Source organism: Pseudomonas sp. LBUM1644 (assembly GCF_059716195.1).
This window is the reverse complement of sequence record NZ_CP166812.1, coordinates 4611152-4633963: the sequence shown is the minus strand read 5'-3', so window position 1 is coordinate 4633963 and position 22812 is coordinate 4611152. Positions and strand designations below refer to the sequence as shown.

Here is a 22812-nt window from a genome sequence, read left to right as displayed (position 1 = left end):
GCCCTTACGGCGGGTCACTTTGGAAAAGCACCAAAGTAACCAAAGTGCTTCTGCCCCTTTCGTTCGGTGCCTCGCTGTGGCTCGGCATACCCTCGCTCCGGTCCTGCTCCGTGGGCCCGCCGCGATCGGCCATCCATGGCCGTGCGCGGCTAACCCGGCATCCATGCCGGGTTGCCCACTGCGCAGAACCTCCACTCGGCCTCTCGAGGGGGCGGTGCGTCAAGATCAAGAGCTACAGGCGAGCTAACGCTCGGCCTTGAGTGGTGAAGATCAAAAGCGGTACGCCGATCTGCTGTATGTGGGAGCGAGCCTGCTCGCGAAGGCGGCCTGACAGCCGACCAGTTCTTGCGGGTATACGCGTTCTCACTGTAGGAGCTGCCGCAGGCTGCGATCTTTTGATCTGGCTGTTGCTTTAGATTTTGATCTGCCTGCCCCTTTCCCAGAGGCCGAACGCAGGCGTTGCGCAGGGGGCACCGCGGCAAGGATGCCGCGGTAGCCGCCCCCGGCCATGGATGGCCGATGGCGGCGGGCCCCCGGAGCAATGCCGGAGTGAGGGCATGCCGAGCCTTAGCGAGGCACCGAATGGAGGGGCAAAGCCTTATGGTTGCTTTTTGGCGTTTGAAAAAGGGACTCGCTGTAAGAGCGAAACCGCCAGCAGCCGCTACCGCAGAAACGGATATGTACCCCAAACCAAACCAAACCTATTCCAATAAGTGAACAACATTACGCCCCCACATGGGTTTCGTGGTGGCCGAACACCCACTGTCTCCCATCCCCCCAGACACTTCTGGCATAACACTTGCTCTTGCCTTGCCGTGCGACTGTGAAAACCCGAATAGTGACGGATTATTGGCATGGCGAAGAGCGACGCAGCAGTAAAAGACCCCGCAACCAAAGGCAAACTCAAGCTGATCATAGTGATCGTGGTGGCCCTGCTGCTGGCGATCGGCTTGTCCGTGGGGGCGACCTGGTACTTCATGCACAGCGCCCAGAGCAAGCCTGTCGCCGCGGCTGATGCAGCCCCGCTCGGCAAGCAGCCAGCGATTTTCGAGCCAATGGCACCCGCCTTCGTGGCCAACTACAACCAGAACGGCCGTCAGCGCTACATGCAAGTGAGCATCACCATGCAGGGCCGCAACCAGGCCGATCTGGAAGCGCTCAAAGTTCACATGCCAGTGATCCGCAATAACCTGGTCATGCTGTTCTCCGGGCAGGACTTCGCGACCCTGGCGTCGCCGGTCGGCCAGGAGATGTTGCGTCAGAAAGCCACGGCCAGCGTCCAGGAAGTGGCGCAGAAAGAACTCGGCAAAGTGGTCATCGAACAGTTGCTTTTCACTAATTTCGTACTGCAGTAGGAACACGACATGGCCGTGCAAGACCTGCTGTCCCAGGATGAGATCGATGCGCTGTTGCATGGCGTCGACGATGGTCTGGTACAGACCGATATCGCTGCCGAACCCGGCACCGTCAAAAGCTACGACCTGACCAGCCAGGATCGCATCGTCCGTGGACGCATGCCGACCCTGGAAATGATCAACGAGCGTTTCGCCCGCTACACCCGCATCAGCATGTTCAACATGCTGCGCCGTTCGGCAGACGTGGCCGTCGGTGGCGTGCAGGTGATGAAGTTTGGCGAATACGTGCACTCGCTGTACGTGCCGACCAGCCTCAACCTGGTCAAGATCAAACCGTTGCGCGGCACGGCGTTGTTCATCCTCGACGCCAAGCTGGTGTTCAAGCTGGTGGACAACTTCTTCGGCGGCGACGGCCGTCACGCGAAGATCGAGGGGCGTGAATTCACCCCGACCGAACTGCGTGTGGTGCGCATGGTGCTCGAGCAGGCCTTCGTCGATTTGAAGGAAGCCTGGCAGGCGATCATGGAAGTCAACTTCGAGTACATCAACTCGGAAGTGAACCCGGCCATGGCCAACATCGTCGGCCCGAGCGAAGCCGTTGTGGTGTCGACGTTCCACATCGAACTTGATGGCGGTGGCGGCGACCTGCACGTGACCATGCCGTACTCGATGATCGAGCCGGTGCGCGAAATGCTCGACGCCGGTTTCCAGTCGGACCTCGACGATCAGGACGAGCGCTGGGTCAACGCCTTGCGCCAGGACGTGCTGGACGTGGACGTGCCGATCGGGGCCACGGTCGCCCGCCGCCAGTTGCGCCTGCGGGACATTCTGCACATGCAGCCGGGGGACATTATCCCGGTCGAGATGCCGGACGAAATGATCATGCGCGCCAACGGCGTGCCTGCGTTCAAGGTCAAGATGGGCTCGCACAAAGGCAACCTCGCGTTGCAAGTGATCGAGCCGATCGAGCGCCGCTGAGCGGCGCCTCCCAATTCGCTTTAACCGCACCTAATTGAATTTTTGCCCGCCGAGGACAAATGATGGCTGACGATATGAATACCCAGGACGACCAGGCGCTGGCCGATGAATGGGCTGCTGCCCTGGAAGAAACCGGTGATGCCGGCCAGGATGACATCGATGCCTTGCTGGCCGCCGACGCCGCCAGTTCGCCGTCCAGCCGACTGCCGATGGAAGAGTTCGGCAGCGTGCCGAAGAACAACGACCCGGTCAGCCTGGAAGGCCCCAACCTGGACGTGATTCTCGACATCCCGGTGTCGATTTCCATGGAAGTCGGCAGTACCGACATCAACATCCGCAACCTGCTGCAACTCAACCAAGGCTCGGTGATCGAGCTTGATCGCCTGGCCGGTGAGCCGCTGGACGTGCTGGTCAACGGCACGCTCATCGCTCACGGCGAAGTGGTTGTGGTCAACGAGAAGTTCGGCATCCGCCTGACTGACGTGATCAGCCCAAGCGAACGTATCAAGAAGCTGCGCTAGGTGAAAAAGGTTCTGGGGTTTGTGCTGGCACTGCCGTTCAGCGTTCTGGCAGCCGAGCCGGTGGCGACGGCTGCCACCGCCGCTGCGCCAGCGGTCAGCAGTGGCGTGGCCGGGCAATTGACGCAACTGGTATTCGGCTTGCTGCTGGTGCTAGGGCTGATTTTCTTCCTCGCCTGGCTGCTCCGCCGGGTCCAGCAGGCAGGACCCGCGGGCAAAGGGCAAGTGATCGAGCTGATCGGTTCCCGCGCGCTCGGTCCTCGTGACCGATTGATGCTGGTGCAGGTCGGCAACGAGCAGATTCTGCTCGGCCTGAGCCCTGGAACCATTACCGCGTTGCATGTGCTCAAGGAGCCGGTGCAAGTGCCGAGCGGTACCGAAAAAGCGACTCCGGAGTTTGCCCAGCGTCTATTGGAGATGCTCGGCAAGGATCAGAAGGATAAGAAGTAATGGGTGCGCTACGCATCGTCTTGACGCTGGCCCTGATGCTGGCGGCGCCGCTGGCGTTGGCCGCCGATCCGTTGTCGATCCCGGCGATCACGTTGGGCACCAATGCCAACGGCGCTCAGGAATACTCGGTCAGCCTGCAGATCCTGCTGATCATGACCGCGCTGAGCTTTATTCCAGCGTTTGTCATGCTGATGACCAGTTTCACCCGGATCATCATTGTCTTCTCGATCCTGCGTCAGGCCCTGGGTCTGCAACAAACACCGTCGAACCAGATCCTCACCGGCATGGCGCTGTTCCTGACCCTGTTCATCATGGCGCCGGTATTCGACCGGGTAAACCAGGATGCCTTGCAGCCGTACCTGGCGGAAAAAATGACCGCTCAGGATGCCGTGGCCAAGGCCCAGGTGCCGATCAAGGACTTCATGCTGGCGCAGACACGCAGCAGCGATCTTGAGCTGTTCATGCGCTTGTCCAAACGCACGGATATCGCTTCGCCGGATCAGGCGCCATTGACCATCCTGGTCCCGGCCTTCGTCACGTCCGAATTGAAAACCGCGTTCCAGATCGGCTTCATGATCTTCATTCCGTTCCTGATCATCGACTTGGTCGTGGCCAGTGTGTTGATGGCCATGGGCATGATGATGCTCTCGCCGCTGATCATTTCCCTGCCGTTCAAAATCATGCTGTTTGTGCTGGTAGATGGCTGGGCGTTGATCATTGGCACCTTGGCCAGCAGCTTCGGCGGTGTCTCGCCATGACGCCAGAAGTTGCGGTCGACATCTTCCGCGAAGCGCTGTGGCTGACCACCATGATGGTCGCTGTGCTGGTGATCCCGAGCTTGCTGGTGGGTTTGCTGGTCGCGATGTTCCAGGCCGCCACGCAGATCAACGAACAGACCCTGAGCTTCCTCCCGCGTTTGCTGGTGATGCTGGTGACGCTGATCGTGGCCGGCCCTTGGCTGGTGCAGACCTTCATGGAATACATCCTGCAGTTGTACGGCAGCATTCCTCAGGTCATTGGCTAAGCCATGCCGTCGTTGCTGCAGCTGACCGATACCCAGATCAGTACCTGGGTGGCGACGTTCATGTTGCCGCTGTTTCGCGTCGGTGCCGTATTGATGGTCATGCCGGTATTCGGTACGACCCTGGTGCCCAAGCGCGTACGTCTTTATTTCGCCCTGGCGATTACCGTGGTGATCGCGCCCGGCCTGCCGCCGATGCCACCGGTCAATGCGCTGGACTTGAGCGGATTGCTGCTGATTGCCGAGCAGATTCTCGTCGGCGCGGTGCTGGGGTTTTCCTTGCAGCTGTTCTTCCAGGCCTTCGTGGTCGCCGGGCAAATCGTCGCGATTCAGATGGGCATGGGCTTCGCGTCCATGGTTGACCCCACCAACGGCGTGTCGGTGGCGGTGATCGGGCAGTTCTTCACCATGCTCGTGACCCTGATGTTCCTGTCGATGAACGGTCATCTGGTGGTGTTCGAAGTCCTCACAGAAAGCTTCACCACGTTGCCAGTTGGCAGCGGCTTGATGGTCAATCATTTCTGGGAACTGGCCGGCAAACTGGGCTGGGTGCTCGGGGCCGCGTTGATGCTGGTCTTGCCGGCCATCACCGCGCTGCTGGTGGTCAACATCGCTTTTGGCGTGATGACCCGCGCCGCACCGCAGCTGAACATCTTTTCCATCGGCTTCCCGCTGATCCTGGTGCTGGGCCTGTTTATTGTGTGGGTCGGGCTGGCGGACATTCTCAATCAGTATCAACCGCTGGCCTCCGAGGCCCTGCAGTTTTTACGCGAACTGGCGCGGGCGAGCTGAGCCATGGCTGAGAGCGAAAGCGGTCAGGACAAAACAGAAGACCCCACGGACAAACGCAAAAAAGACTCCCGGGATAAAGGCGAGATCGCGCGCTCCAAGGAGCTCAATACCCTGGCGATCATGCTCGCGGGTGCCGGCGCCTTGCTGATTTTCGGCGGCGCATTGGCGCAGGACATGATGGAGCTGATGCGCATCAACTTTTCGCTCTCGCGGGAAGTGATCCTGGATCAGCGCAGCATGGGCACTTTTCTGCTGCACTCCGGGCAGATCGCGCTGGTAGCCATCCAGCCCGTGATGATCACCTTGCTGCTGGCGGCGGTGATCGGCCCGATCTCGCTCGGCGGCTGGTTGTTTGCGGCGGGCTCCATGGCGCCGAAATTCAGCCGCATGAACCCTGGCGCGGGGCTGAAGCGGATGTTCTCGCCCAAGGCATTGGTGGAGTTGCTCAAGGCCCTGGCGAAGTTTTTTATCGTGCTGACTGTGGCGCTGGCCGTGTTGTCTTCAGACATCGACGACTTGCTGCGCATCGCCCATGAGCCGCTGGATCAAGCGATTACACACAGCCTGCAAGTGGTCGGCTGGAGCACGTTGTGGATGGCCTGCGGCCTGATCATCATTGCGGCCGTGGATGTGCCGGTGCAGCTGTGGGAAAGCCACAAGAAACTGCTGATGACCAAGCAGGAAGTGCGCGACGAGCATAAGGATCAGGAAGGGCGGCCCGAGGTCAAACAGCGGATTCGCCAGCTGCAACGCGAAATGTCCCAGCGCCGGATGATGGCGGCGATTCCCGACGCGGACGTGGTCATCACCAACCCGACCCACTACGCCGTGGCGCTCAAGTACGACCCCGACAAGGGCGGGGCGCCGATGTTGATCGCCAAGGGCAGTGATTTCCTGGCGCTGAAAATCCGTGAAATCGCCGTGGCGAATGAAGTGTTGTTGCTGGAGTCGCCGGCGTTGGCACGGTCGATTTATTACTCCACGGAACTCGACCAGGAAATTCCCGGCGGTCTCTACCTCGCCGTCGCCCAAGTACTGGCCTACGTTTACCAGATCCGACAGCACCGGGCTGGCAAGGGCAAGCGGCCGGATCCGATTAAGGATGATTTGCCCATTCCGCCGGATTTGCGCCGCGATTCTTGATAAATCCAAAGCAAAAGATCGTCCGAACGCGGCCCGAGCCTTCGGCAGCTCCTACAGGGTGTACGCAATACCTGTGTAGGAGCTGCCGAAGGCTGCGATCTTTTGATCTTCCGGGCTTGCAAACACCTCTATCCCGCCTCCGAAAAAGTTGCGCTTAAATAACCCCCCCCCCTTTTTTTAGAAATTCTACTACTCCACCGAATTGGATCCGGAAAGCATCCGGCTAGGCGTAAGTTGTTGATCTAGCCTGTCTTTAAGTGCGCCGCAAATTAGCTATTGCTGCGTCCATTACTTTGTCTAATTTACCGAAAAATAATTTTTGGGAGGTGGGTGATAAAGGTGGTAGTCCACTTGCAGAGCCAAGCTCAAGCTCGCTTATACCTCCGAGCTCGGCGCGGCCAGCTATTCCTAATCTGCCGTACCTGACGAAACTTCTTTCTAGCTGTTCAGTCACGTATTGCTCGCGGGTTTCGTGGAGGGTTGTCTCGATATTTGCAACGGCTGATTTCGCATCTGTGAAGGCTTGGGGGATTGGGGCGTCTCGCTCCGTTATTCCTAGACTTTTTACTTTCTGTAAGGAGATTCTTTTTAAGCTGATGCTACTGTTCTTTGCGGCTTGCAGTTGTTCCAGAGCATTGAGTGGAAAAGGCATTGGGGAGGTCGTGGACGATAATTCCGTCAGTTTTTTAAGTTGCCGGGTTGTAGCCGCTCTAGCAATTGCTCGATCCCTCCAAGCTGCAAGTTTCACAATCATGCGCAAGGAAACATGTCCGTTCGAATCGTCCTGATTGACCGGGTCTCCAAGGCAATACATATACGGATTCAACCCACCTTCCCCAAACGGACTCCAACTATCCGGACTATTAAACCGCATCAACACCGGATTAAACGCCCGGTACCCATTGCCCAATAAATAATGCCCGGTCACCGGATCCAGCCTTTCACCGTTGAAGCCAAGCAGGCTGAGTAATCCGTTTTCAACGTTTCGCTGCCCGTAGGGCAAATAGGCGATGGGTTGTTGGGAGTGCTTGGCCTCCAGCGCGTACAGCACCGAGCGCTGCTGGTCGGTTACCAGCAGCGTGGCATCGAGTGCATCGCCCTCGCCCTGCCGTTGCGCCAGAAGCTGGTCGCCGTGCTGGACGATTGAATAGCGCATCGCTCCCTGTATCTCTGTGGCCAGCCGGCTTTTGCAATAAAAGCGCTGATGCTCGGGCGCGCTGGGCGGCGAATGGGCAATCAACCGGTCCAAGGCGTCGTAGCGGTAATGGCAGGTCTGGGTTTCGCGCCGTGGTTGCATGAGTGAATGCTCCAAAGGTCCGAAGGACTGGCGCTCAGTATTGGCGGTTTCGCCAGGGTCGGGTACTAGCAGAACTGATAGGTAGGTTGGTGCAGGCCCGTTCGATTGACGACTGCGCTGAACTCGACGCGCGATTTCTGCGCTGACGCTTGTAGCAGCTGTCGAGCCCGCGAGGCTGCGTTCGAGCCGGGGGTGCGCTCGACCAAAGTCCTCGTGGGGTTTTTACGACTGCTGCGCAGCCGGACGCAGCCTCGCGGGCTCGACAGCTGCTACATGAGGTCAGCGGTGAGTCCAGACATTCCTGATCTCAAAATCAAAAGATCGCAGCCTTCGGCCGCTCCTACAGGTGTACGCATTTCAATGTAGGAGCTGCCGAAGGCTGCGATCTTTTTTGTAGGCGAAATTTCTCTATTTCAAACCCCGGCAAAAGTTGGAAAGCTTCTTGCAGTACCCGCTCTGCGCCTGCTTCAGGCGTCAAAAGTTTGCTTTAAGGCACGGGGAAAACCGGTGGATCGCTCTCAGTTACTCAACACTGCTCGCACAAACGTTGCCGACTTAAGTCGGGGCAATCTGGGCGTGCCGTTGTTGCTGCTGGTCATGCTGGCGATGATGATGCTGCCGGTGCCGCCGTTCCTGCTTGACGTGTTTTTCACGTTCAACATCGCGTTGTCGATTGTGGTGTTGCTGGTCTGCGTGTACGCCTTGCGGCCGCTGGATTTTGCGGTGTTCCCGACCATTCTGCTGGTGGCGACACTGCTGCGACTGGCGCTGAACGTGGCCTCCACGCGGGTGGTGATGCTCCACGGTCAGGACGGCCATGCTGCCGCCGGCAAGGTGATCCAGGCCTTCGGTGAGGTGGTAATCGGCGGTAACTACGTGGTCGGTATCGTGGTCTTCGCGATTTTGATGATCATCAACTTCGTCGTGGTGACCAAGGGTGCCGGGCGGATTTCCGAGGTGAGCGCGCGTTTCACCCTCGATGCGATGCCCGGCAAACAGATGGCCATCGACGCCGACTTGAACGCCGGCCTGATCGATCAGAACCAGGCCAAGTTGCGCCGGATGGAAGTGGCACAGGAAGCCGAGTTCTACGGTTCCATGGACGGCGCCAGCAAGTTCGTCCGTGGTGATGCCATCGCCGGCCTGTTGATTCTGTTCATCAACCTTATCGGCGGCATGGCGGTTGGTATTTTCCAGCACGGCATGAGCTTCGGCGATGCCGGCAAGGTTTACGCGCTGTTGACCATTGGTGACGGTTTGGTGGCGCAATTGCCATCACTGTTGTTATCCACAGCCGCCGCGATCATGGTGACCCGTGCTTCCGGCTCGGAAGACATGGGCAAGCAAATCAATCGCCAGATGTTCGCCTCGCCTAAAGCGTTGGCGGTGGCGGCCGGTCTGATGGCAGTCATGGGCCTGGTGCCCGGCATGCCGCACTTCTCCTTTCTCAGCATGGCGGCCCTCGCGGCCGGCGGCGCGTACCTGTTCTGGAAAAAGCAGAACGTCGTCAAGGTTCAGGCCCTGCAAGAGGTCAAGCGCCAGCAGGAACTGCTGCCATCGCCAGCCCGCGCCCAGGAAACCAAGGAACTTGGCTGGGACGACGTCACCCCAATCGACATGATTGGCCTGGAAGTGGGCTATCGCCTGATTCCGCTGGTGGACCGCAACCAGGGTGGCCAGCTGCTGGCGCGGATCAAAGGTGTGCGCAAGAAGCTGTCCCAGGACCTGGGCTTCCTGATGCCAACTGTGCATATCCGTGACAACCTTGACTTGGCGCCTAGCGCCTATCGCCTGACCCTGATGGGCGTGATCCTGGCGGAGGCGGAGATTTATCCGGACCGCGAACTGGCGATCAACCCCGGGCAGGTCTACGGTTCGCTCAACGGCATAACCGCCAAAGATCCGGCTTTTGGGCTGGAGGCTGTCTGGATCGAAATCAGCCAGCGCGCGCAGGCGCAATCCCTCGGTTACACCGTGGTCGATGCCAGTACGGTGGTGGCAACCCACTTGAACCAAATTCTGTACAAGCACTCCAGTGAACTGATCGGTCACGAAGAAGTGCAGCAACTCATGCAGTTGCTGGCGAAAAGCTCGCCGAAACTGGCGGAAGAGTTGGTGCCGGGCGTGGTGTCGCTGTCGCAATTGCTCAAGGTCCTGCAAGCACTGTTGGCTGAACAAGTGCCGGTGCGCGACATTCGCAGCATCGCCGAAGCCATCGCCAACAATGCTGCCAAGAGTCAAGATACTGCCGCATTGGTCGCCGCCGTACGCGTCGGCGTATCCCGTGCAATCGTCCAAAGCATTGTAGGGACTGAGTCCGAGCTGCCAGTTATCACCTTGGAGCCAAGGTTGGAACAAATATTGCTCAATAGTCTGCAGAAGGCAGGACAAGGCTCGGAAGAGGGCGTTCTGCTGGAGCCAAGCATGGCTGAGAAACTGCAGCGCTCGTTGATCGAAGCGGCGCAGCGTCAGGAAATGCAAGGTCAACCGGTGATTCTGCTGGTAGCCGGTCCGGTTCGCGCGATGTTGTCGCGATTCGGCCGACTGGCAGTCCCGGGTTTGCATGTGTTGGCTTACCAGGAAATTCCTGACAACAAGCAAGTGACCATCGTTGCGACAGTAGGGCCCAACGGCTGAGGTAGTGGTTTATGCAAGTTAAGCGTTTTTTCGCCGCCGATATGCGTCAGGCCATGAAACTGGTTCGTGATGAGCTGGGCGCTGATGCCGCCATTATTGGCAACCGCCGGATCGCCGGTGGTGTCGAGCTGACGGCCGCTCTGGATTACAAACTGTCGGCGTTGGCCCCGCGTGTTCCGAACATGGAACTCGAGGATGAGCTGCGCAAGACCCAGTCGCGGATCGTGACCGCCCAGGCCGAGCTGAGCCTGCGTGGCGATGGCGAGAGCGACAAGAGCACCAACCGCCAGTTGTTCGCCGGTCTGCCGCTGACCGCCGCCGAGCCGCTGATCGAACCGACCTACGCCGAACCCCGTCGTGCTGCGCCGACCCCTGCGCCGACCTCGACGGGCGTTGATCCCCGGGCGTTCGACTCGATGCGTTTCGAACTCAACAGCCTGCGCGAGCTGATGGAAGTTCAGCTGGGCTCCCTGGCCTGGAATCAGCTGCAAGGCAGCCGTCCGGCCCAGGCCAATCTCTGGCGTCGCCTGCAACGCATCGGCCTGTCCGGGCCGTTGTCGCGCGATCTGCTGGCGATGATTACCGACATTGAAGAACCCCGCCAGGCCTGGCGCATGTTGCTGGCGCACCTGGCGCGGATGATCTCCACTCCGGAAGTCGAGCCTCTGGAGGAGGGCGGAGTCATTGCCATGGTCGGCCCTGCCGGCATGGGCAAGACCACCACCCTGGCCAAGCTCGCGGCCCGTTACGTGCTCAAGTACGGCGCGCAAAACATCGCGCTGGTGAGCATGGACAGCTACCGTATCGGTGCCCAGGAGCAGCTCAAGACCCTCGGCCGTATTCTCAATGTGTCGGTGACCCACGTCGATCCGGGCCAGTCATTGGTTCAGGCACTGGATCCCTTGCTGCGCAAGCGCGTGGTGCTGATCGATACCGCCGGCCTGCAAGCCAGCGATCCAGCCCTGCGCATGCAGCTCGAGAGCCTGGCCGGGCGTGGTATACGATCGAAAAATTATCTGGTCCTGGCAACCACCAGCCAGAAACAGGTTCTAACGGCCGCTTATCACAGTTACAAGCGCTGCGGGCTCGCTGGCTGCATCCTGACTAAACTGGATGAAACGGCAAGCCTGGGCGAAGTGTTGAGCCTGGCCATCAGTCATGACTTGCCGGTGGCGTACCTGACCGATGGCCCGCGGATTCCGGATGATTTGCATCTGCCGCGCCGTCATCAGTTGGTCAGTCGCGCCGTCAGCGTGCAAATGCAGGAAGAACCCAGCGAAGAAGCCATGGCTGACATGTTCGCTGATATTTACCACAGCCCGACCAAGCAGGTTGGCTGAGGTATTAATGAACAGTTTTTGTACCTACATCGATGGTCTGCCATGCATTGTTCCGTTTGTGAACGCGCAGCCAGTAATGTGGCCTCCGTCTATGCAAGACAAGGTAAAGAAATAACATGGGCAGCATGCATCCCGTACAGGTGATCGCGGTGACCGGCGGCAAAGGTGGCGTCGGCAAGACTAACGTGTCAGTGAATTTGTCACTGGCCCTGGCTGAGCTCGGCCGTCGCGTCATGCTGTTGGACGCCGACCTGGGGCTGGCAAATGTCGACGTCCTGCTGGGACTGACACCCAAACGTACCCTGGCCGACGTGATCGAAGGCCGCTGCGAGCTGCGCGACGTTCTGTTGCAGGGCCCTGGCGGCATCCGCATCGTCCCGGCAGCGTCCGGCACCCAGAGCATGGTTCATCTGAGCCCGGCTCAACACGCCGGCCTGATCCAGGCATTCAGCGATATCGGCGACAACCTCGACGTGCTGGTGATCGACACCGCTGCGGGCATTGGTGACTCGGTGGTCAGTTTCGTCCGCGCCGCCCAGGAAGTCCTGCTGGTGGTGTGCGATGAACCGACCTCGATCACAGACGCCTACGCCCTGATCAAACTGCTTAACCGCGATTACGGCATGAACCGCTTCCGCGTCCTGGCCAACATGGCCCAGAGCCCGCAGGAAGGTCGCAACCTGTTCGCCAAGTTGACCAAGGTCACGGATCGCTTCCTCGACGTCGCCCTACAATACGTCGGTGCGGTGCCGTACGACGAAAGCGTGCGCAAGGCCGTGCAAAAGCAACGTGCCGTGTATGAAGCCTTTCCGCGTTCCAAGTGCTCGCTGGCCTTCAAGGCGATTGCACAGAAGGTCGATACCTGGCCGCTGCCTGCCAACCCGCGTGGGCACCTGGAGTTTTTCGTCGAGCGCCTCGTGCAACAAACGGCAGGACCGGTTCTATGACAGCCAGCGGTTACAACCTCTACAAGAAGTCGGCACGTGACGCGCAGTACGAGCTGATCGAGCGTTACGCGCCACTGGTTAAACGCATTGCCTATCACTTGCTGGCGCGTCTGCCGGCCAGTGTCCAGGTCGAAGACCTGATCCAGGCCGGGATGATCGGTCTGCTGGAAGTGTCGACCAAATACGACGCCAGCAAAGGCGCGAGTTTCGAGACGTACGCGGGCATTCGAATCCGCGGCGCCATGCTCGATGAAGTCCGCAAGGGGGACTGGGCGCCACGTTCGGTCCACCGCAATACCCGGATGGTCAGCGACGCCATTCGCTCGATTGAAGCTAAAACCGGTCGTGACGCTAAAGATCACGAGGTTGCGGCCGAACTCCAATTGAGTCTCGACGATTATTACGGGATTTTGAACGACACCCTGGGCAGCCGTTTATTCAGTTTCGACGATCTGTTGCAGGACGGCGAACACGAAGGGCTGCACGAGGATGGCGCGAGTGCTCATCTCGAGCCGTCACGCGATCTGGAAGATGAACGCTTCCAGGCAGCGCTGGCGGACGCGATTGCCAATTTGCCGGAGCGTGAGCGACTGGTGTTGGCGCTGTACTACGACGAAGAGCTGAATCTCAAGGAAATCGGTGAAGTCCTGGGGGTCAGCGAATCTCGGGTCAGCCAGTTACACAGCCAGTGCGCGGCCCGTTTGCGGGGGCGTTTGGGGGAGTGGCGAGCGCGCTGAAGGCAGTGTGGGGACACTGCGAACGTGGCTGGTGTGGTGTTGAACTGCGCCGGTCTCGATCTGTTGTGCTCCAGACAGTCATTGAGTGCTTTGCCGGATTGATTGAAATGGCGCGTCCAGGTGCTGGGCGCGTTTAAGACTGCTTGGAGGTCGAATTGGACAAGAACATGAAAATCCTCATCGTTGATGACTTCTCAACGATGCGGCGGATCATAAAAAACCTGTTGCGTGACCTTGGGTTCACCAACACGGTCGAGGCCGACGATGGCACTACTGCCATTCCGGTTCTCAACAGCGGGAGCATCGACTTTCTGGTAACGGACTGGAACATGCCTGGCATGACCGGTATCGACCTGCTGCGCCACGTGCGCGCCGATGAAAAGCTCAAGCACCTGCCGGTGCTGATGGTGACCGCTGAAGCCAAGCGCGAGCAGATCATCGAAGCGGCCCAGGCCGGTGTAAACGGCTATGTGGTCAAACCCTTCACGGCCCAGGCGTTGAAAGAAAAAATCGAGAAGATTTTCGAACGCATCGGTTGATGGACTGCGCCACGGGGGAGCTATGGAGCATAAAGAATCTTCACAGGGCGATTTTGAATCGACCCTGAAAAAACACGCCGTCGAACTGGTCGCGAGCCTTGAAAAAGGCAGGTTCGGCGATGCGGTGCAACTGATCCATGAGCTCAATCAGACCCGTGACCGTGGCCTGTACCAGGAAGTGGGCAAGCTCACCCGTGAGCTGCATAGCGCGATCGTCAATTTCCAGATTGACCCGAACATGCCGCAAGCCGAGGAAGTGTCACAGATCACCGACGCCACCGAGCGCCTGGGGTATGTGGTCAAGCTGACCGAGGCGGCGGCCAACCGCACCATGGATCTGGTGGAAAACTCCACGCCGCTGGTCAACAGCCTGAGCGAAGAAGCCCAGGCCTTGAGCGCGGACTGGGGTCGGTTCATGCGTCGCGAAGTCGGAGCCGAAGAGTTCCGCGAGCTGGCCCGTCGCGTCGACGGTTTCCTGACGCGCAGCAGTGAAGACAACCGCGCCGTGTCGAGCAACCTCAACGACATTCTGCTGGCCCAGGATTACCAGGACCTCACCGGTCAGGTGATCAAGCGTGTGACCCAATTGGTCACCGAAGTTGAAAGCAACCTGCTCAAGCTCGTGCTGATGGCCAGTCAGGTGGACCGCTTTGCGGGCATCGAACATGACCGTGATGCGATGCTTGCAGAAAAAGATCCGCAAAAACATCTCTCTCAGGGTGAAGGTCCGCAGATTCATGCCGATAAAAGAGAAGACGTTGTGTCCGGTCAGGACGATGTGGACGATTTGCTATCCAGCCTAGGGTTTTAGAATTTTAGGTATTTTAGGTTTTTAAACCTGTTAGGAGCACCCCATACATGAGCTTCGGCGCCGATGAAGAGATCCTTCAGGATTTCCTGGTTGAGGCCGGCGAGATTCTAGAGCAACTGTCCGAACAGCTGGTCGAGCTTGAAAGCCGACCGGATGATGCGGACTTGCTCAATGCAATTTTTCGCGGTTTTCACACTGTAAAAGGGGGCGCCGGCTTCCTCCAGCTCAACGAGCTGGTGGAGTGCTGTCACATCGCCGAGAACGTGTTCGACATCCTGCGCAAGGGTGAGCGTCGCGTCGACTCGGAACTGATGGACGTGGTTCTCGAAGCGCTGGACGCGGTGAACAGCATGTTTACCGAAGTCCGTGAACGCAGCCCGATCACGGCCGCGACACCTGAATTGCTCGCTGCCCTGGCCCGTCTGGCCGAGCCGCAAACCGCTGATGAGTCGGCCCCGGTTGCCGAAGTGTTCGAAGCGCCGGCGGCTGAAGGCGAATCGGGCGACATCACTGATAACGAATTCGAACAACTGCTGGACTCGCTGAATGCCGTCAAGGCTCAGGCCGAGGCCCCGGCTCCGCTGCCCGCGGGCAATGCAGCAACCAGCGACGAAATTACCGATGCCGAGTTTGAGTCACTGCTCGATCAGTTGCACGGCAAAGGCCAGTTCGCCGTCGACGCGGTAGCCGCGCCTGCGGCCCCGGCTGCCCCGAAAGCGCCAGGCGACAGTTCCGACATTACCGACGACGAGTTTGAAGCACTGCTTGATCAGCTGCATGGCAAGGGTAACTTTGCTGTCGAAGCGCTGGAATCGGCGATTGCCTCGGTACCGACCCCGGCTGCGCCAAAGGCAGCAGCGGCCGGCGGCGATCTGATCTCGGATCACGAGTTCGAATCGCTGCTCGACGAATTGCACGGCAAAGGCAAGTTCACTGAAGTCGGTACCGGCTCTGCGTCTTCTTCGGTAGCCGCGCCAGTCGCCAAAGCGCCGGCACCCGTCGCCAAAGCGCCCGCGCCAAAAGCCGAGGCACCGAAGCCTGCTGCCGCTGCTGCACCGGCGCCTGCCCGTGCACCCGCTGCGCCGCCTGCGGAAAAGCCAGCCAGCGAAGCCGAGACCACCGTGCGGGTCGACACCGCGCGTCTCGACGAAATCATGAACATGGTCGGCGAATTGGTGCTGGTGCGTAACCGCCTGGTCCGCCTCGGTGCCAACAGCGCCGATGAAGCCATGTCCAAGGCCGTATCCAACCTCGACGTGGTCACGGCCGACCTGCAAACCGCGGTCATGAAGACCCGGATGCAACCGATCAAGAAGGTCTTCGGGCGCTTCCCGCGCCTGGTTCGCGACCTGGCTCGCCAGCTCAAGAAAGAGATCAACCTGGAGCTGGTCGGCGAAGAAACCGACCTCGACAAGAACCTCGTCGAGGCCCTGGCCGACCCGCTGGTCCACTTGGTGCGCAACGCGGTCGACCACGGCATCGAGTCGCCGGAAGAACGCGAAGCGTCGGGCAAGTCCCGCGGCGGCAAGGTGATCCTGGCGGCTGAACAGGAAGGCGACCATATCCTGCTGTCGATCTCCGATGACGGCAAAGGCATGGACCCGAACGTCCTGCGTTCCATTGCCGTTAAACGCGGAGTGATGGACAAGGACGCGGCCGATCGCTTGAGCGACACCGAGTGCTACAACCTGATTTTCGCGCCAGGGTTCTCGACCAAAACCGAGATTTCCGACGTGTCGGGTCGTGGCGTGGGCATGGACGTGGTGAAAACCAAGATTTCCCAGCTCAACGGCTCGATCAACATCTACTCGGCCAAGGGCCAGGGCTCGAAAATCGTCATCAAGGTCCCGTTGACCCTGGCGATCATGCCGACGCTGATGGTCATGCTCGGCAACCAGGCGTTCGCGTTCCCGCTGGTGAACGTCAACGAGATCTTCCACCTCGACCTGTCGCGCACCAACGTGGTGGACGGCCAGGAAGTGGTGATCGTGCGGGACAAGGCGCTGCCACTGTTCTACCTCAAGCGCTGGCTGGTCAGCTCCGCCGCTCACGAAGAGCAGCGCGAAGGCCATGTGGTGATCCTTTCGGTGGGCACCCAGCGGATCGGCTTCGTCGTCGATCAGCTGGTTGGCCAGGAAGAAGTGGTCATCAAGCCTTTGGGCAAAATGCTCCAGGGAACCCCGGGCATGTCCGGCGCCACCATCACCGGTGACGGCCGTATTGCGCTGATTCTCGATGTTCCGAGCATGCTCAAGCGTTACGCCGCACGGCGTATTTGATTCTGGTGGGGCGGGGCGACTGAGCCTCGCTCTGTCTAACGGAGTGTTTATGGCAGTCAAAGTCCTGGTGGTGGATGATTCGGGGTTTTTCCGCCGCCGCGTCTCGGAAATTCTTTCAGCGGATCCGAATATCCAGGTCGTCGGCACGGCGACCAACGGAAAAGAGGCGATCGATCAGGCCCTGGCCCTCAAGCCCGACGTGATCACCATGGACTACGAGATGCCCATGATGGACGGCATCACGGCCGTGCGGCATATCATGCAGCGCTGCCCGACGCCGGTTTTGATGTTCTCGTCGCTGACCCACGAAGGCGCCCGGGTCACCCTGGATGCGCTGGACGCCGGTGCAGTGGATTTCCTGCCGAAGAATTTCGAAGACATCTCGCGCAATCCCGAGAAGGTCAAGCAACTGCTGTGCGAGAAGATTCTGAGCATCTCGCGCAGTAACCGTCGTGCCAATGCCTACAGTGCTCCGGTACCGGTCGCCGCGCCTGCACCGACACCGCCGCCTTCGAGCATTGGCAGCTACGGCAGCAGTGCACCGGCACGTCCGGCTCCGACACCGATTCCGGCCCCGGCGCGTACGTACGCACCGGCCTCCTCGGGTCCGTCGTCGCCTGCGCCGAAACGCAAGGCCTACAAGCTGGTTGCCATCGGCACGTCCACCGGTGGCCCGGTTGCGCTGCAGCGGGTCCTGACCCAGTTGCCGGCCAACTTCCCCGCGCCGATCGTCTTGATCCAACACATGCCGGCCGCCTTCACCAAGGCCTTCGCCGAGCGCCTGGACAAACTCTGCCGCATTCACGTCAAGGAAGCCGAGGATGGTGACATCCTGCGTCCGGGCCTGGCGTTGCTGGCACCGGGTGGCAAGCAAATGATGATCGACGGCCGTGGCGCGGTAAAAATCCTCCCGGGCGACGAGCGCCTGAATTACAAACCCTGCGTGGACATCACTTTCGGTTCCGCGGCCAAGTCCTACGGTGACAAAGTTCTGGCGGTCGTGCTGACCGGCATGGGCGCCGACGGTCGCGAAGGCGCGCGCCTGCTCAAGCAGGGCGGCAGCGCGATCTGGGCCCAGGACGAAGCCAGTTGCGTGATCTACGGCATGCCGATGGCCATCGTCAAAGCCGAACTCGCCGACGCGGTGTACAGCCTCGATGACATTGGCAAGCATTTGGTCGAGGCGTGTATCTGATGGATGTTCTAAGCCTTATCGGGATCATCATGGCGTTCGTCGCCATCATTGGCGGCAACTACCTTGAAGGCGGTCACCTTGGCGCCCTGGCCAACGGCCCGGCGGCGTTGATCGTACTGGGCGGGACCATCGGCGCAGCGCTGCTGCAATCGCCGATGAGCGCCTTCAAGCGTGCCATGCAGATACTCGGCTGGATCCTGTTTCCGCCTCGCGTGGACCTGGCCGGTGGTATCGATCGTGTTGTGAACTGGAGCCTGACGGCGCGCAAGGAAGGACTGCTCGGTCTGGAAGGCGTGGCCGATTCCGAACCCGACAGCTATTCGCGCAAGGGTCTGCAACTGCTGGTTGACGGCGCCGAGCCTGAAGCGATTCGCAGCATTCTGGAAGTGGATTTCTATACCCAGGAAAGCCGCGACATCGAAGCCGCGAAAGTTTTCGAAAGCATGGGCGGCTACGCGCCGACCATCGGCATCATCGGTGCCGTGATGGGCCTGATCCATGTCATGGGCAACCTGGGCGATCCATCGCAACTGGGCAGCGGCATCGCCGTGGCCTTCGTCGCGACCATCTACGGCGTGGCCAGTGCGAACCTGGTGTTGCTGCCGATTGCCTCGAAACTCAAGTCTGTTGCGCTGCGCCAGTCGCGTTATCGCGAAATGTTGCTGGAAGGCATCCTGTCGATCGCCGAAGGTGAAAACCCTCGCTCTATCGAGCTGAAGCTTCAGGGCTTCATGGACTGATTGGGGGTAATGGATTATGGCTCGTCGCCGGCAACCTGAAGAACACGTCAACCATGAACGCTGGCTCGTTTCCTACGCCGACTTCATCACGTTGCTGTTCGCGTTCTTTGTGGTGATGTACTCGATTTCTTCGATCAACGAAGGCAAGTACAAAGTCATCTCCCAGGCGCTGATCGGTGTCTTTACCGACGCTGATCGCTCGCTCAAGCCGATTCCGATTGGCGAAGAGCGGCCCAAGACCGTGACCCCGGCCAAGCCGCTGGTCAAGGACAGCGAGCAGGTCGATGCCGGTGTTGCCGGTGCCAGCGATCCTCTGAAAAGCATCGCCGATGACATCAGCGCCGCGTTCGGCGACCTGATCAGCTCCAACCAGATGACCGTGCGCGGCAATGAGCTATGGGTCGAGATCGAACTCAATTCCAGCCTGTTGTTCGGCAGCGGCGATGCCATGCCCAGCGACATGGCGTTCAATATCATCGACAAGGTCGCCGGCGTTCTGAAGCCGTTCGACAACCCGATTCACGTCGAGGGTTTCACCGACGATCAACCGATCCGTACCTCGCAATACCCGACCAACTGGGAGCTGTCGTCAGCCCGTTCCGCCAGTATCGTGCGCATGTTGGCGATGCAGGGTGTGAACCCGGGTCGCCTGGCGTCGGTGGGCTACGGTGAGTTCCAGCCAGTGGCCAACAATGCCACTGCCGAAGGCCGGGCGCGCAACCGACGGGTCGTGCTGGTGGTATCGCGAAATCTTGATGTCCGTCGCAGCCTTACCGGCACCGGCACGGCGAATGCAAAACCGGATGCCGCATTGAAGCGTGCTGGCACACAAACTGCACCGACCCCGGTCAAGCCGCCGGGACGAGAGAGCGCCGTCAATTCTCCGTCACCCGCATTAACACGCTGAGCTATTTCTCGGTCGATCTCGTCGACCGGGAGGAACATTCCGAATGAGAGTCTGGGCCGTTGCCAATCAAAAGGGTGGTGTTGGTAAAACCACTTCCTCTATCGCTTTAGCCGGGTTACTGGCCGAGGCGGGCAAGCGCGTGGTTGTGGTCGATCTCGACCCCCACGGCTCGATGACCAGCTACTTTGGCTACGACCCTGACACCCTGGAACACAGTAGCTACGACCTTTTCCTGCATAAGGGCAGCGTGCCGCAAGGCTTGCCTGGCCAGTTGTTGTTGCCGACCAGTCACGAAAGCATTTCTTTATTGCCGTCGAGCACCGCGCTGGCGACCCTTGAGCGCCAGTCGCCGGGCCAGAGTGGTTTGGGCCTGGTGATTGCCAAGAGCCTGGCGCAACTGTGGCAAGACTTCGATTACGCCGTGATCGACAGCCCGCCGTTGCTCGGAGTGCTGATGGTCAATGCCTTGGCGGCGAGCCAGCAGTTGGTGATCCCGGTGCAGACCGAACACCTGGCCGTCAAGGGCCTGGAGCGCATGGTCAATACGCTGGCAATGATCAATCGCTCACGCAAGCAGGCGCTGCCGTTTACCATCATCCCGACCCTGTTTGACCGCCGCACGCAAGCGTCCTTGGGGACGCTGCGCGTCTTGCGTGACAAATACCCGGAAGAAATCTGGCAGGGCTACATTCCGGTCGACACGCGCTTGCGTGATGCCAGCCGCGCCGGGCTGACGCCTTCGCAATTCGACGGCAAAAGCCGTGGTGTCCTCGCTTACCGCGCACTGCTCAAGCACCTGCTTGCCCAACAGCTCGTCCCGCAGGTGGCCTGACATGAACCCAATCCCTGTAGGAACTGCCGCAGGCTGCGATCTTTTGATCTTGTTGTGCAGCATCTTTGAAACCGCTAAAAGATCGCAGCCTTCGGCAGCTCCTACAGGGGGGCGCGCATGAATCGGCCGGTGAAGATCACCTCGCGTCCGCAATTGGCGCTGCAGTCTTATCTGGACAACTTGCTGATGGAGGCAACTGAAGAGTTGCCGGTGGAAGTCGAAGCACTTCCCGAAGTTGCCGAAGTTCTAAAGGTTGTCGAGGTTGTCGAGGTTGAAGCCGCGCTAGACGAATTCCAGGCGGCGGTGCTTGAAGAGCAGGCCCGTGATGCGCAGAAACCTGCGGTGGTTGCTGTACCGATGATCACTCCGGTTGAGAATGCCGCAATTACGCTGATCGAAGCACCGGCACCGGTCCTCTCGCCCATATCGACCATTGCGCCGCTGCTGCAAACCCTGGTTCCACCGGTCGTCGAAGTCCATCTGCCGCCGAGCAACACGCCGCCACCGGTGGAAACCGACGGGCGCCCGTCATGGGCTGCCGAGCCTTTCGAATGCCTGTTGTTCGACGTCGCCGGGTTGACGCTCGCCGTGCCGCTGGTGTGCCTGGGCTCGATTTATTCACTGGCCGGGCATGAGCTGACACCGCTGTTCGGTCAGCCGGAATGGTTCCTCGGGATCCTGCCGAGCCAGGCCGGTAACCTGAAAGTCCTCGACACCGCGCGTTGGGTCATGCCCGATCGTTATCGCGACGATTTCCGTCAGGGCCTGCAATACGTTATTTCCGTTCAGGGCTACGAGTGGGGGTTGGCGGTGCATCAGGTCAGCCGCTCATTGCGCCTGGACCCGAACGAAATCAAATGGAGAAGTCACCGAGGTCAGCGGCCATGGCTCGCCGGCACGGTGATTGAGCACATGTGCGCCTTGCTGGACGTTGCCGCGCTGGCCGAGTTGATCGCCAGTGGCGGGGCAAAGCACATGGGCGGCAGTAAGCCGCTACACAAATTGACATAGCAGCCGACATAACAAGTACGCGATGGCATTGTTGAATGCCGCCAACAGAACACACACCGCCAGAAGCGGTATTTCGAGGGGTCAGGTATGAGTAATCACGCGACGAATGCAAAGGGTTCCGAAGATCCGATCCTGCAATGGGTAACCTTCAAACTGGACAATGAAACCTACGGCATCAACGTGATGCGCGTTCAGGAAGTCCTGCGCTACACCGAAATCGCCCCGGTCCCGGGTGCTCCGAGTTATGTGCTGGGCATCATCAACCTGCGCGGTAACGTGGTCACCGTGATCGACACCCGTCAGCGCTTCGGCCTGATGAATGCCGAGATCAGTGACAACACCCGTATCGTCATCATCGAAGCCGACAAGCAAGTGGTCGGGATCATGGTCGATAGCGTGGCTGAAGTGGTTTACCTGCGTCAGTCGGAAATCGAAACCGCGCCAAACGTCGGTAACGAAGAATCCGCCAAGTTCATTCAAGGCGTGTGCAACAAGAACAACGAATTGCTGATCCTGGTCGAGCTGGACAAGATGATGAGCGAAGAAGAATGGTCGGACCTGGAGAACATCTGATTGATTCTTGAGGTAGCGGTCATTGTCCTGTTCCTGTTCTGGGCAGGCACGCTGGCGATGTTCCTGGCGTACATACGCGGCCAACGGCTGATCGCCGCGCAACAGGCCGAGGGCGATGCGCTGCGCGATCAGCGCATCAAGGACCTGGCCAAGCGCGTCGATAATTATCAGGGCGGCATCGTGCGCATGGGTGAAGACCTGCACGAACTGCGCGCAGTGGTCGCGCCGTTGCCGGACAAACTGGCGCAGCTTGAGCAGCGGGACCCGTCGAGCCTGTCGTTTGCCCAAGCGGCGCGATTGGTGGGGATGGGGGCTACCGTTGATGAACTGACTCAGTCTTGCGGGTTGACCCAGGCTGAGGCGGAGTTGATGCGTAAGTTGCACAAGAACTGAGACGATCAAAAGATCGCAGCCTTCGGCAGCTCCTACACGTAACCCCCTGTAGGAGCTGCCGAAGGCTGCGATCTTTTGCTTCTAAATCACCAAATCAATAGTCGTCCCCACGCTCTGTAACATCCTTCTCCACCATCCCCGCCTCCGGATCATGCCCCGCCGGAAACTTGCCCTTCAGATTCCACGCGAACGCGATGATCTCGGCGATCGTGCGGTACAACTCTTCCGGAATACTCTCCCCCAGCTCCATCCGCGCCAGCAGTTTCACCACCTTGGCGTCTCATAGATAGACATTCCTGACGTCATCCCTGAGCTAT

General features: G+C 59.6%; 23 protein-coding genes and 1 pseudogene. 22 read left to right on the top strand and 2 right to left on the bottom strand.

What is annotated here, in order from left to right; all coding sequences use genetic code 11:
- The first annotated feature begins 854 nt into the window (after positions 1-854).
- From fliL to flhB, 8 genes are all read left to right on the top strand, one after another.
- Positions 855-1355 (top strand): flagellar basal body-associated protein FliL, encoded by a 501-nt coding sequence (gene fliL, locus ACA052_RS21125; RefSeq protein WP_497646628.1) that lies wholly within the window; start codon positions 855-857, stop codon positions 1353-1355.
- Between the two features lie 9 nt (positions 1356-1364).
- Complete coding sequence (gene fliM, locus ACA052_RS21120) at positions 1365-2333, top strand: flagellar motor switch protein FliM (RefSeq protein ID WP_497646627.1); 969 nt, start codon at positions 1365-1367, stop codon at positions 2331-2333.
- Between the two features lie 62 nt (positions 2334-2395).
- Positions 2396-2854 carry a flagellar motor switch protein FliN gene (fliN, locus tag ACA052_RS21115; protein WP_497646626.1) on the top strand — a complete coding sequence of 153 codons (459 nt, stop codon included), beginning with the start codon at positions 2396-2398 and terminating at the stop codon, positions 2852-2854.
- The gene (gene fliO, locus ACA052_RS21110; RefSeq protein WP_497646625.1) at positions 2855-3301 is read left to right on the top strand and encodes a flagellar biosynthetic protein FliO; all 447 of its coding nucleotides are present in this window, start codon (positions 2855-2857) and stop codon (positions 3299-3301) included.
- Positions 3301-4059, top strand: coding sequence for a flagellar type III secretion system pore protein FliP (gene fliP, locus ACA052_RS21105; RefSeq protein WP_497646624.1), 759 nt, complete (start codon positions 3301-3303; stop codon positions 4057-4059). The genes fliO and fliP overlap by 1 nt, the downstream gene beginning before the upstream one ends.
- A complete protein-coding gene (gene fliQ, locus ACA052_RS21100) occupies positions 4056-4325 on the top strand; it encodes a flagellar biosynthesis protein FliQ (RefSeq protein WP_007948918.1) in 270 nt (89 codons plus the stop codon). The genes fliP and fliQ overlap by 4 nt, the downstream gene beginning before the upstream one ends.
- A 3-nt stretch (positions 4326-4328) precedes the next feature.
- Positions 4329-5114, top strand: a complete 786-nt coding sequence (gene fliR, locus ACA052_RS21095) for a flagellar biosynthetic protein FliR (protein WP_497646623.1) — start codon at positions 4329-4331, stop codon at positions 5112-5114.
- A gap of 3 nt (positions 5115-5117) precedes the next feature.
- Entirely contained in the window at positions 5118-6257 is a 1140-nt protein-coding gene (gene flhB / locus ACA052_RS21090) for a flagellar biosynthesis protein FlhB (protein WP_497646622.1), read from the top strand.
- 253 nt (positions 6258-6510) lie between these two features.
- Here the strand turns inward: flhB and ACA052_RS21085 are convergent, their stop codons facing one another.
- A complete protein-coding gene (locus ACA052_RS21085; RefSeq protein ID WP_497646621.1) occupies positions 6511-7569 on the bottom strand; it encodes an RHS repeat-associated core domain-containing protein in 1059 nt (352 codons plus the stop codon).
- 492 nt (positions 7570-8061) lie between these two features.
- Between ACA052_RS21085 and flhA the strand changes: the two genes are divergently transcribed.
- The 14 genes from flhA (at position 8062) to ACA052_RS21015 (ending at position 22495) form a co-directional block, all read left to right on the top strand.
- Complete coding sequence (gene flhA, locus ACA052_RS21080) at positions 8062-10191, top strand: flagellar biosynthesis protein FlhA (protein ID WP_497646620.1); 2130 nt, start codon at positions 8062-8064, stop codon at positions 10189-10191.
- A gap of 11 nt (positions 10192-10202) precedes the next feature.
- Positions 10203-11531, top strand: a complete 1329-nt coding sequence (flhF, locus tag ACA052_RS21075; protein WP_497646619.1) for a flagellar biosynthesis GTPase FlhF — start codon at positions 10203-10205, stop codon at positions 11529-11531.
- 116 nt (positions 11532-11647) lie between these two features.
- Complete coding sequence (gene fleN, locus ACA052_RS21070) at positions 11648-12478, top strand: flagellar synthesis regulator FleN (protein ID WP_008001746.1); 831 nt, start codon at positions 11648-11650, stop codon at positions 12476-12478.
- Positions 12475-13215: an RNA polymerase sigma factor FliA gene (fliA, locus tag ACA052_RS21065; protein WP_007894214.1), complete on the top strand. Its 741-nt coding sequence runs from the start codon at positions 12475-12477 to the stop codon at positions 13213-13215. The genes fleN and fliA overlap by 4 nt, the downstream gene beginning before the upstream one ends.
- A 167-nt stretch (positions 13216-13382) precedes the next feature.
- Positions 13383-13754: a chemotaxis response regulator CheY gene (locus tag ACA052_RS21060; protein ID WP_003183998.1), complete on the top strand. Its 372-nt coding sequence runs from the start codon at positions 13383-13385 to the stop codon at positions 13752-13754.
- A 22-nt stretch (positions 13755-13776) separates the two neighbouring features.
- Positions 13777-14565, top strand: coding sequence for a protein phosphatase CheZ (locus tag ACA052_RS21055; protein WP_497646618.1), 789 nt, complete (start codon positions 13777-13779; stop codon positions 14563-14565).
- Between the two features lie 47 nt (positions 14566-14612).
- Positions 14613-16844 (top strand): chemotaxis protein CheA, encoded by a 2232-nt coding sequence (locus ACA052_RS21050; protein WP_497646617.1) that lies wholly within the window; start codon positions 14613-14615, stop codon positions 16842-16844.
- 49 nt (positions 16845-16893) lie between these two features.
- Positions 16894-18039 carry a protein-glutamate methylesterase/protein-glutamine glutaminase gene (locus tag ACA052_RS21045; protein ID WP_497646616.1) on the top strand — a complete coding sequence of 382 codons (1146 nt, stop codon included), beginning with the start codon at positions 16894-16896 and terminating at the stop codon, positions 18037-18039.
- Complete coding sequence (locus tag ACA052_RS21040; protein ID WP_497646615.1) at positions 18039-18779, top strand: flagellar motor protein; 741 nt, start codon at positions 18039-18041, stop codon at positions 18777-18779. Before ACA052_RS21045 ends, ACA052_RS21040 begins: the two co-directional genes overlap by 1 nt.
- Positions 18780-18795: 16 nt before the next feature.
- Positions 18796-19686, top strand: a complete 891-nt coding sequence (motD, locus tag ACA052_RS21035) for a flagellar motor protein MotD (protein ID WP_497646614.1) — start codon at positions 18796-18798, stop codon at positions 19684-19686.
- Between the two features lie 43 nt (positions 19687-19729).
- Positions 19730-20518 carry a ParA family protein gene (locus tag ACA052_RS21030; protein WP_497646613.1) on the top strand — a complete coding sequence of 263 codons (789 nt, stop codon included), beginning with the start codon at positions 19730-19732 and terminating at the stop codon, positions 20516-20518.
- A 117-nt stretch (positions 20519-20635) separates the two neighbouring features.
- A complete protein-coding gene (locus ACA052_RS21025; protein WP_497646612.1) occupies positions 20636-21529 on the top strand; it encodes a CheW domain-containing protein in 894 nt (297 codons plus the stop codon).
- A gap of 87 nt (positions 21530-21616) precedes the next feature.
- Positions 21617-22102, top strand: a complete 486-nt coding sequence (locus ACA052_RS21020) for a chemotaxis protein CheW (RefSeq protein ID WP_059407544.1) — start codon at positions 21617-21619, stop codon at positions 22100-22102.
- Entirely contained in the window at positions 22103-22495 is a 393-nt protein-coding gene (locus tag ACA052_RS21015; RefSeq protein ID WP_497646611.1) for a DUF2802 domain-containing protein, read from the top strand.
- A 94-nt stretch (positions 22496-22589) separates the two neighbouring features.
- Here the strand turns inward: ACA052_RS21015 and ACA052_RS21010 are convergent.
- Positions 22590-22775, bottom strand: a pseudogene (locus tag ACA052_RS21010) (EscU/YscU/HrcU family type III secretion system export apparatus switch protein); the annotation flags it as partial.
- Positions 22776-22812 lie beyond the last annotated feature (37 nt).

Bases quoted from the DNA above. Each gene is read 5' to 3' on its own strand.
- ACA052_RS21020 (WP_059407544.1), top strand. From the start codon at position 21,617: ATGAGTAATCACGCGACGAATGCAAAGGGTTCCGAAGATCCGATCCTG.
- fleN (WP_008001746.1), top strand. From the start codon at position 11,648: ATGGGCAGCATGCATCCCGTACAGGTGATCGCGGTGACCGGCGGCAAA.
- ACA052_RS21030 (WP_497646613.1), top strand. From the start codon at position 19,730: ATGAGAGTCTGGGCCGTTGCCAATCAAAAGGGTGGTGTTGGTAAAACC.
- fliR (WP_497646623.1), top strand. From the start codon at position 4,329: ATGCCGTCGTTGCTGCAGCTGACCGATACCCAGATCAGTACCTGGGTG.
- ACA052_RS21045 (WP_497646616.1), top strand. From the start codon at position 16,894: ATGGCAGTCAAAGTCCTGGTGGTGGATGATTCGGGGTTTTTCCGCCGC.
- flhB (WP_497646622.1), top strand. From the start codon at position 5,118: ATGGCTGAGAGCGAAAGCGGTCAGGACAAAACAGAAGACCCCACGGAC.
- fliN (WP_497646626.1), top strand. From the start codon at position 2,396: ATGGCTGACGATATGAATACCCAGGACGACCAGGCGCTGGCCGATGAA.
- fliL (WP_497646628.1), top strand. From the start codon at position 855: ATGGCGAAGAGCGACGCAGCAGTAAAAGACCCCGCAACCAAAGGCAAA.
- ACA052_RS21055 (WP_497646618.1), top strand. From the start codon at position 13,777: ATGGAGCATAAAGAATCTTCACAGGGCGATTTTGAATCGACCCTGAAA.
- motD (WP_497646614.1), top strand. From the start codon at position 18,796: ATGGCTCGTCGCCGGCAACCTGAAGAACACGTCAACCATGAACGCTGG.
- fliP (WP_497646624.1), top strand. From the start codon at position 3,301: ATGGGTGCGCTACGCATCGTCTTGACGCTGGCCCTGATGCTGGCGGCG.
- fliA (WP_007894214.1), top strand. From the start codon at position 12,475: ATGACAGCCAGCGGTTACAACCTCTACAAGAAGTCGGCACGTGACGCG.
- fliQ (WP_007948918.1), top strand. From the start codon at position 4,056: ATGACGCCAGAAGTTGCGGTCGACATCTTCCGCGAAGCGCTGTGGCTG.
- ACA052_RS21060 (WP_003183998.1), top strand. From the start codon at position 13,383: ATGAAAATCCTCATCGTTGATGACTTCTCAACGATGCGGCGGATCATA.
- flhF (WP_497646619.1), top strand. From the start codon at position 10,203: ATGCAAGTTAAGCGTTTTTTCGCCGCCGATATGCGTCAGGCCATGAAA.
- ACA052_RS21025 (WP_497646612.1), top strand. From the start codon at position 20,636: ATGAATCGGCCGGTGAAGATCACCTCGCGTCCGCAATTGGCGCTGCAG.
- ACA052_RS21050 (WP_497646617.1), top strand. From the start codon at position 14,613: ATGAGCTTCGGCGCCGATGAAGAGATCCTTCAGGATTTCCTGGTTGAG.
- fliM (WP_497646627.1), top strand. From the start codon at position 1,365: ATGGCCGTGCAAGACCTGCTGTCCCAGGATGAGATCGATGCGCTGTTG.
- ACA052_RS21040 (WP_497646615.1), top strand. From the start codon at position 18,039: ATGGATGTTCTAAGCCTTATCGGGATCATCATGGCGTTCGTCGCCATC.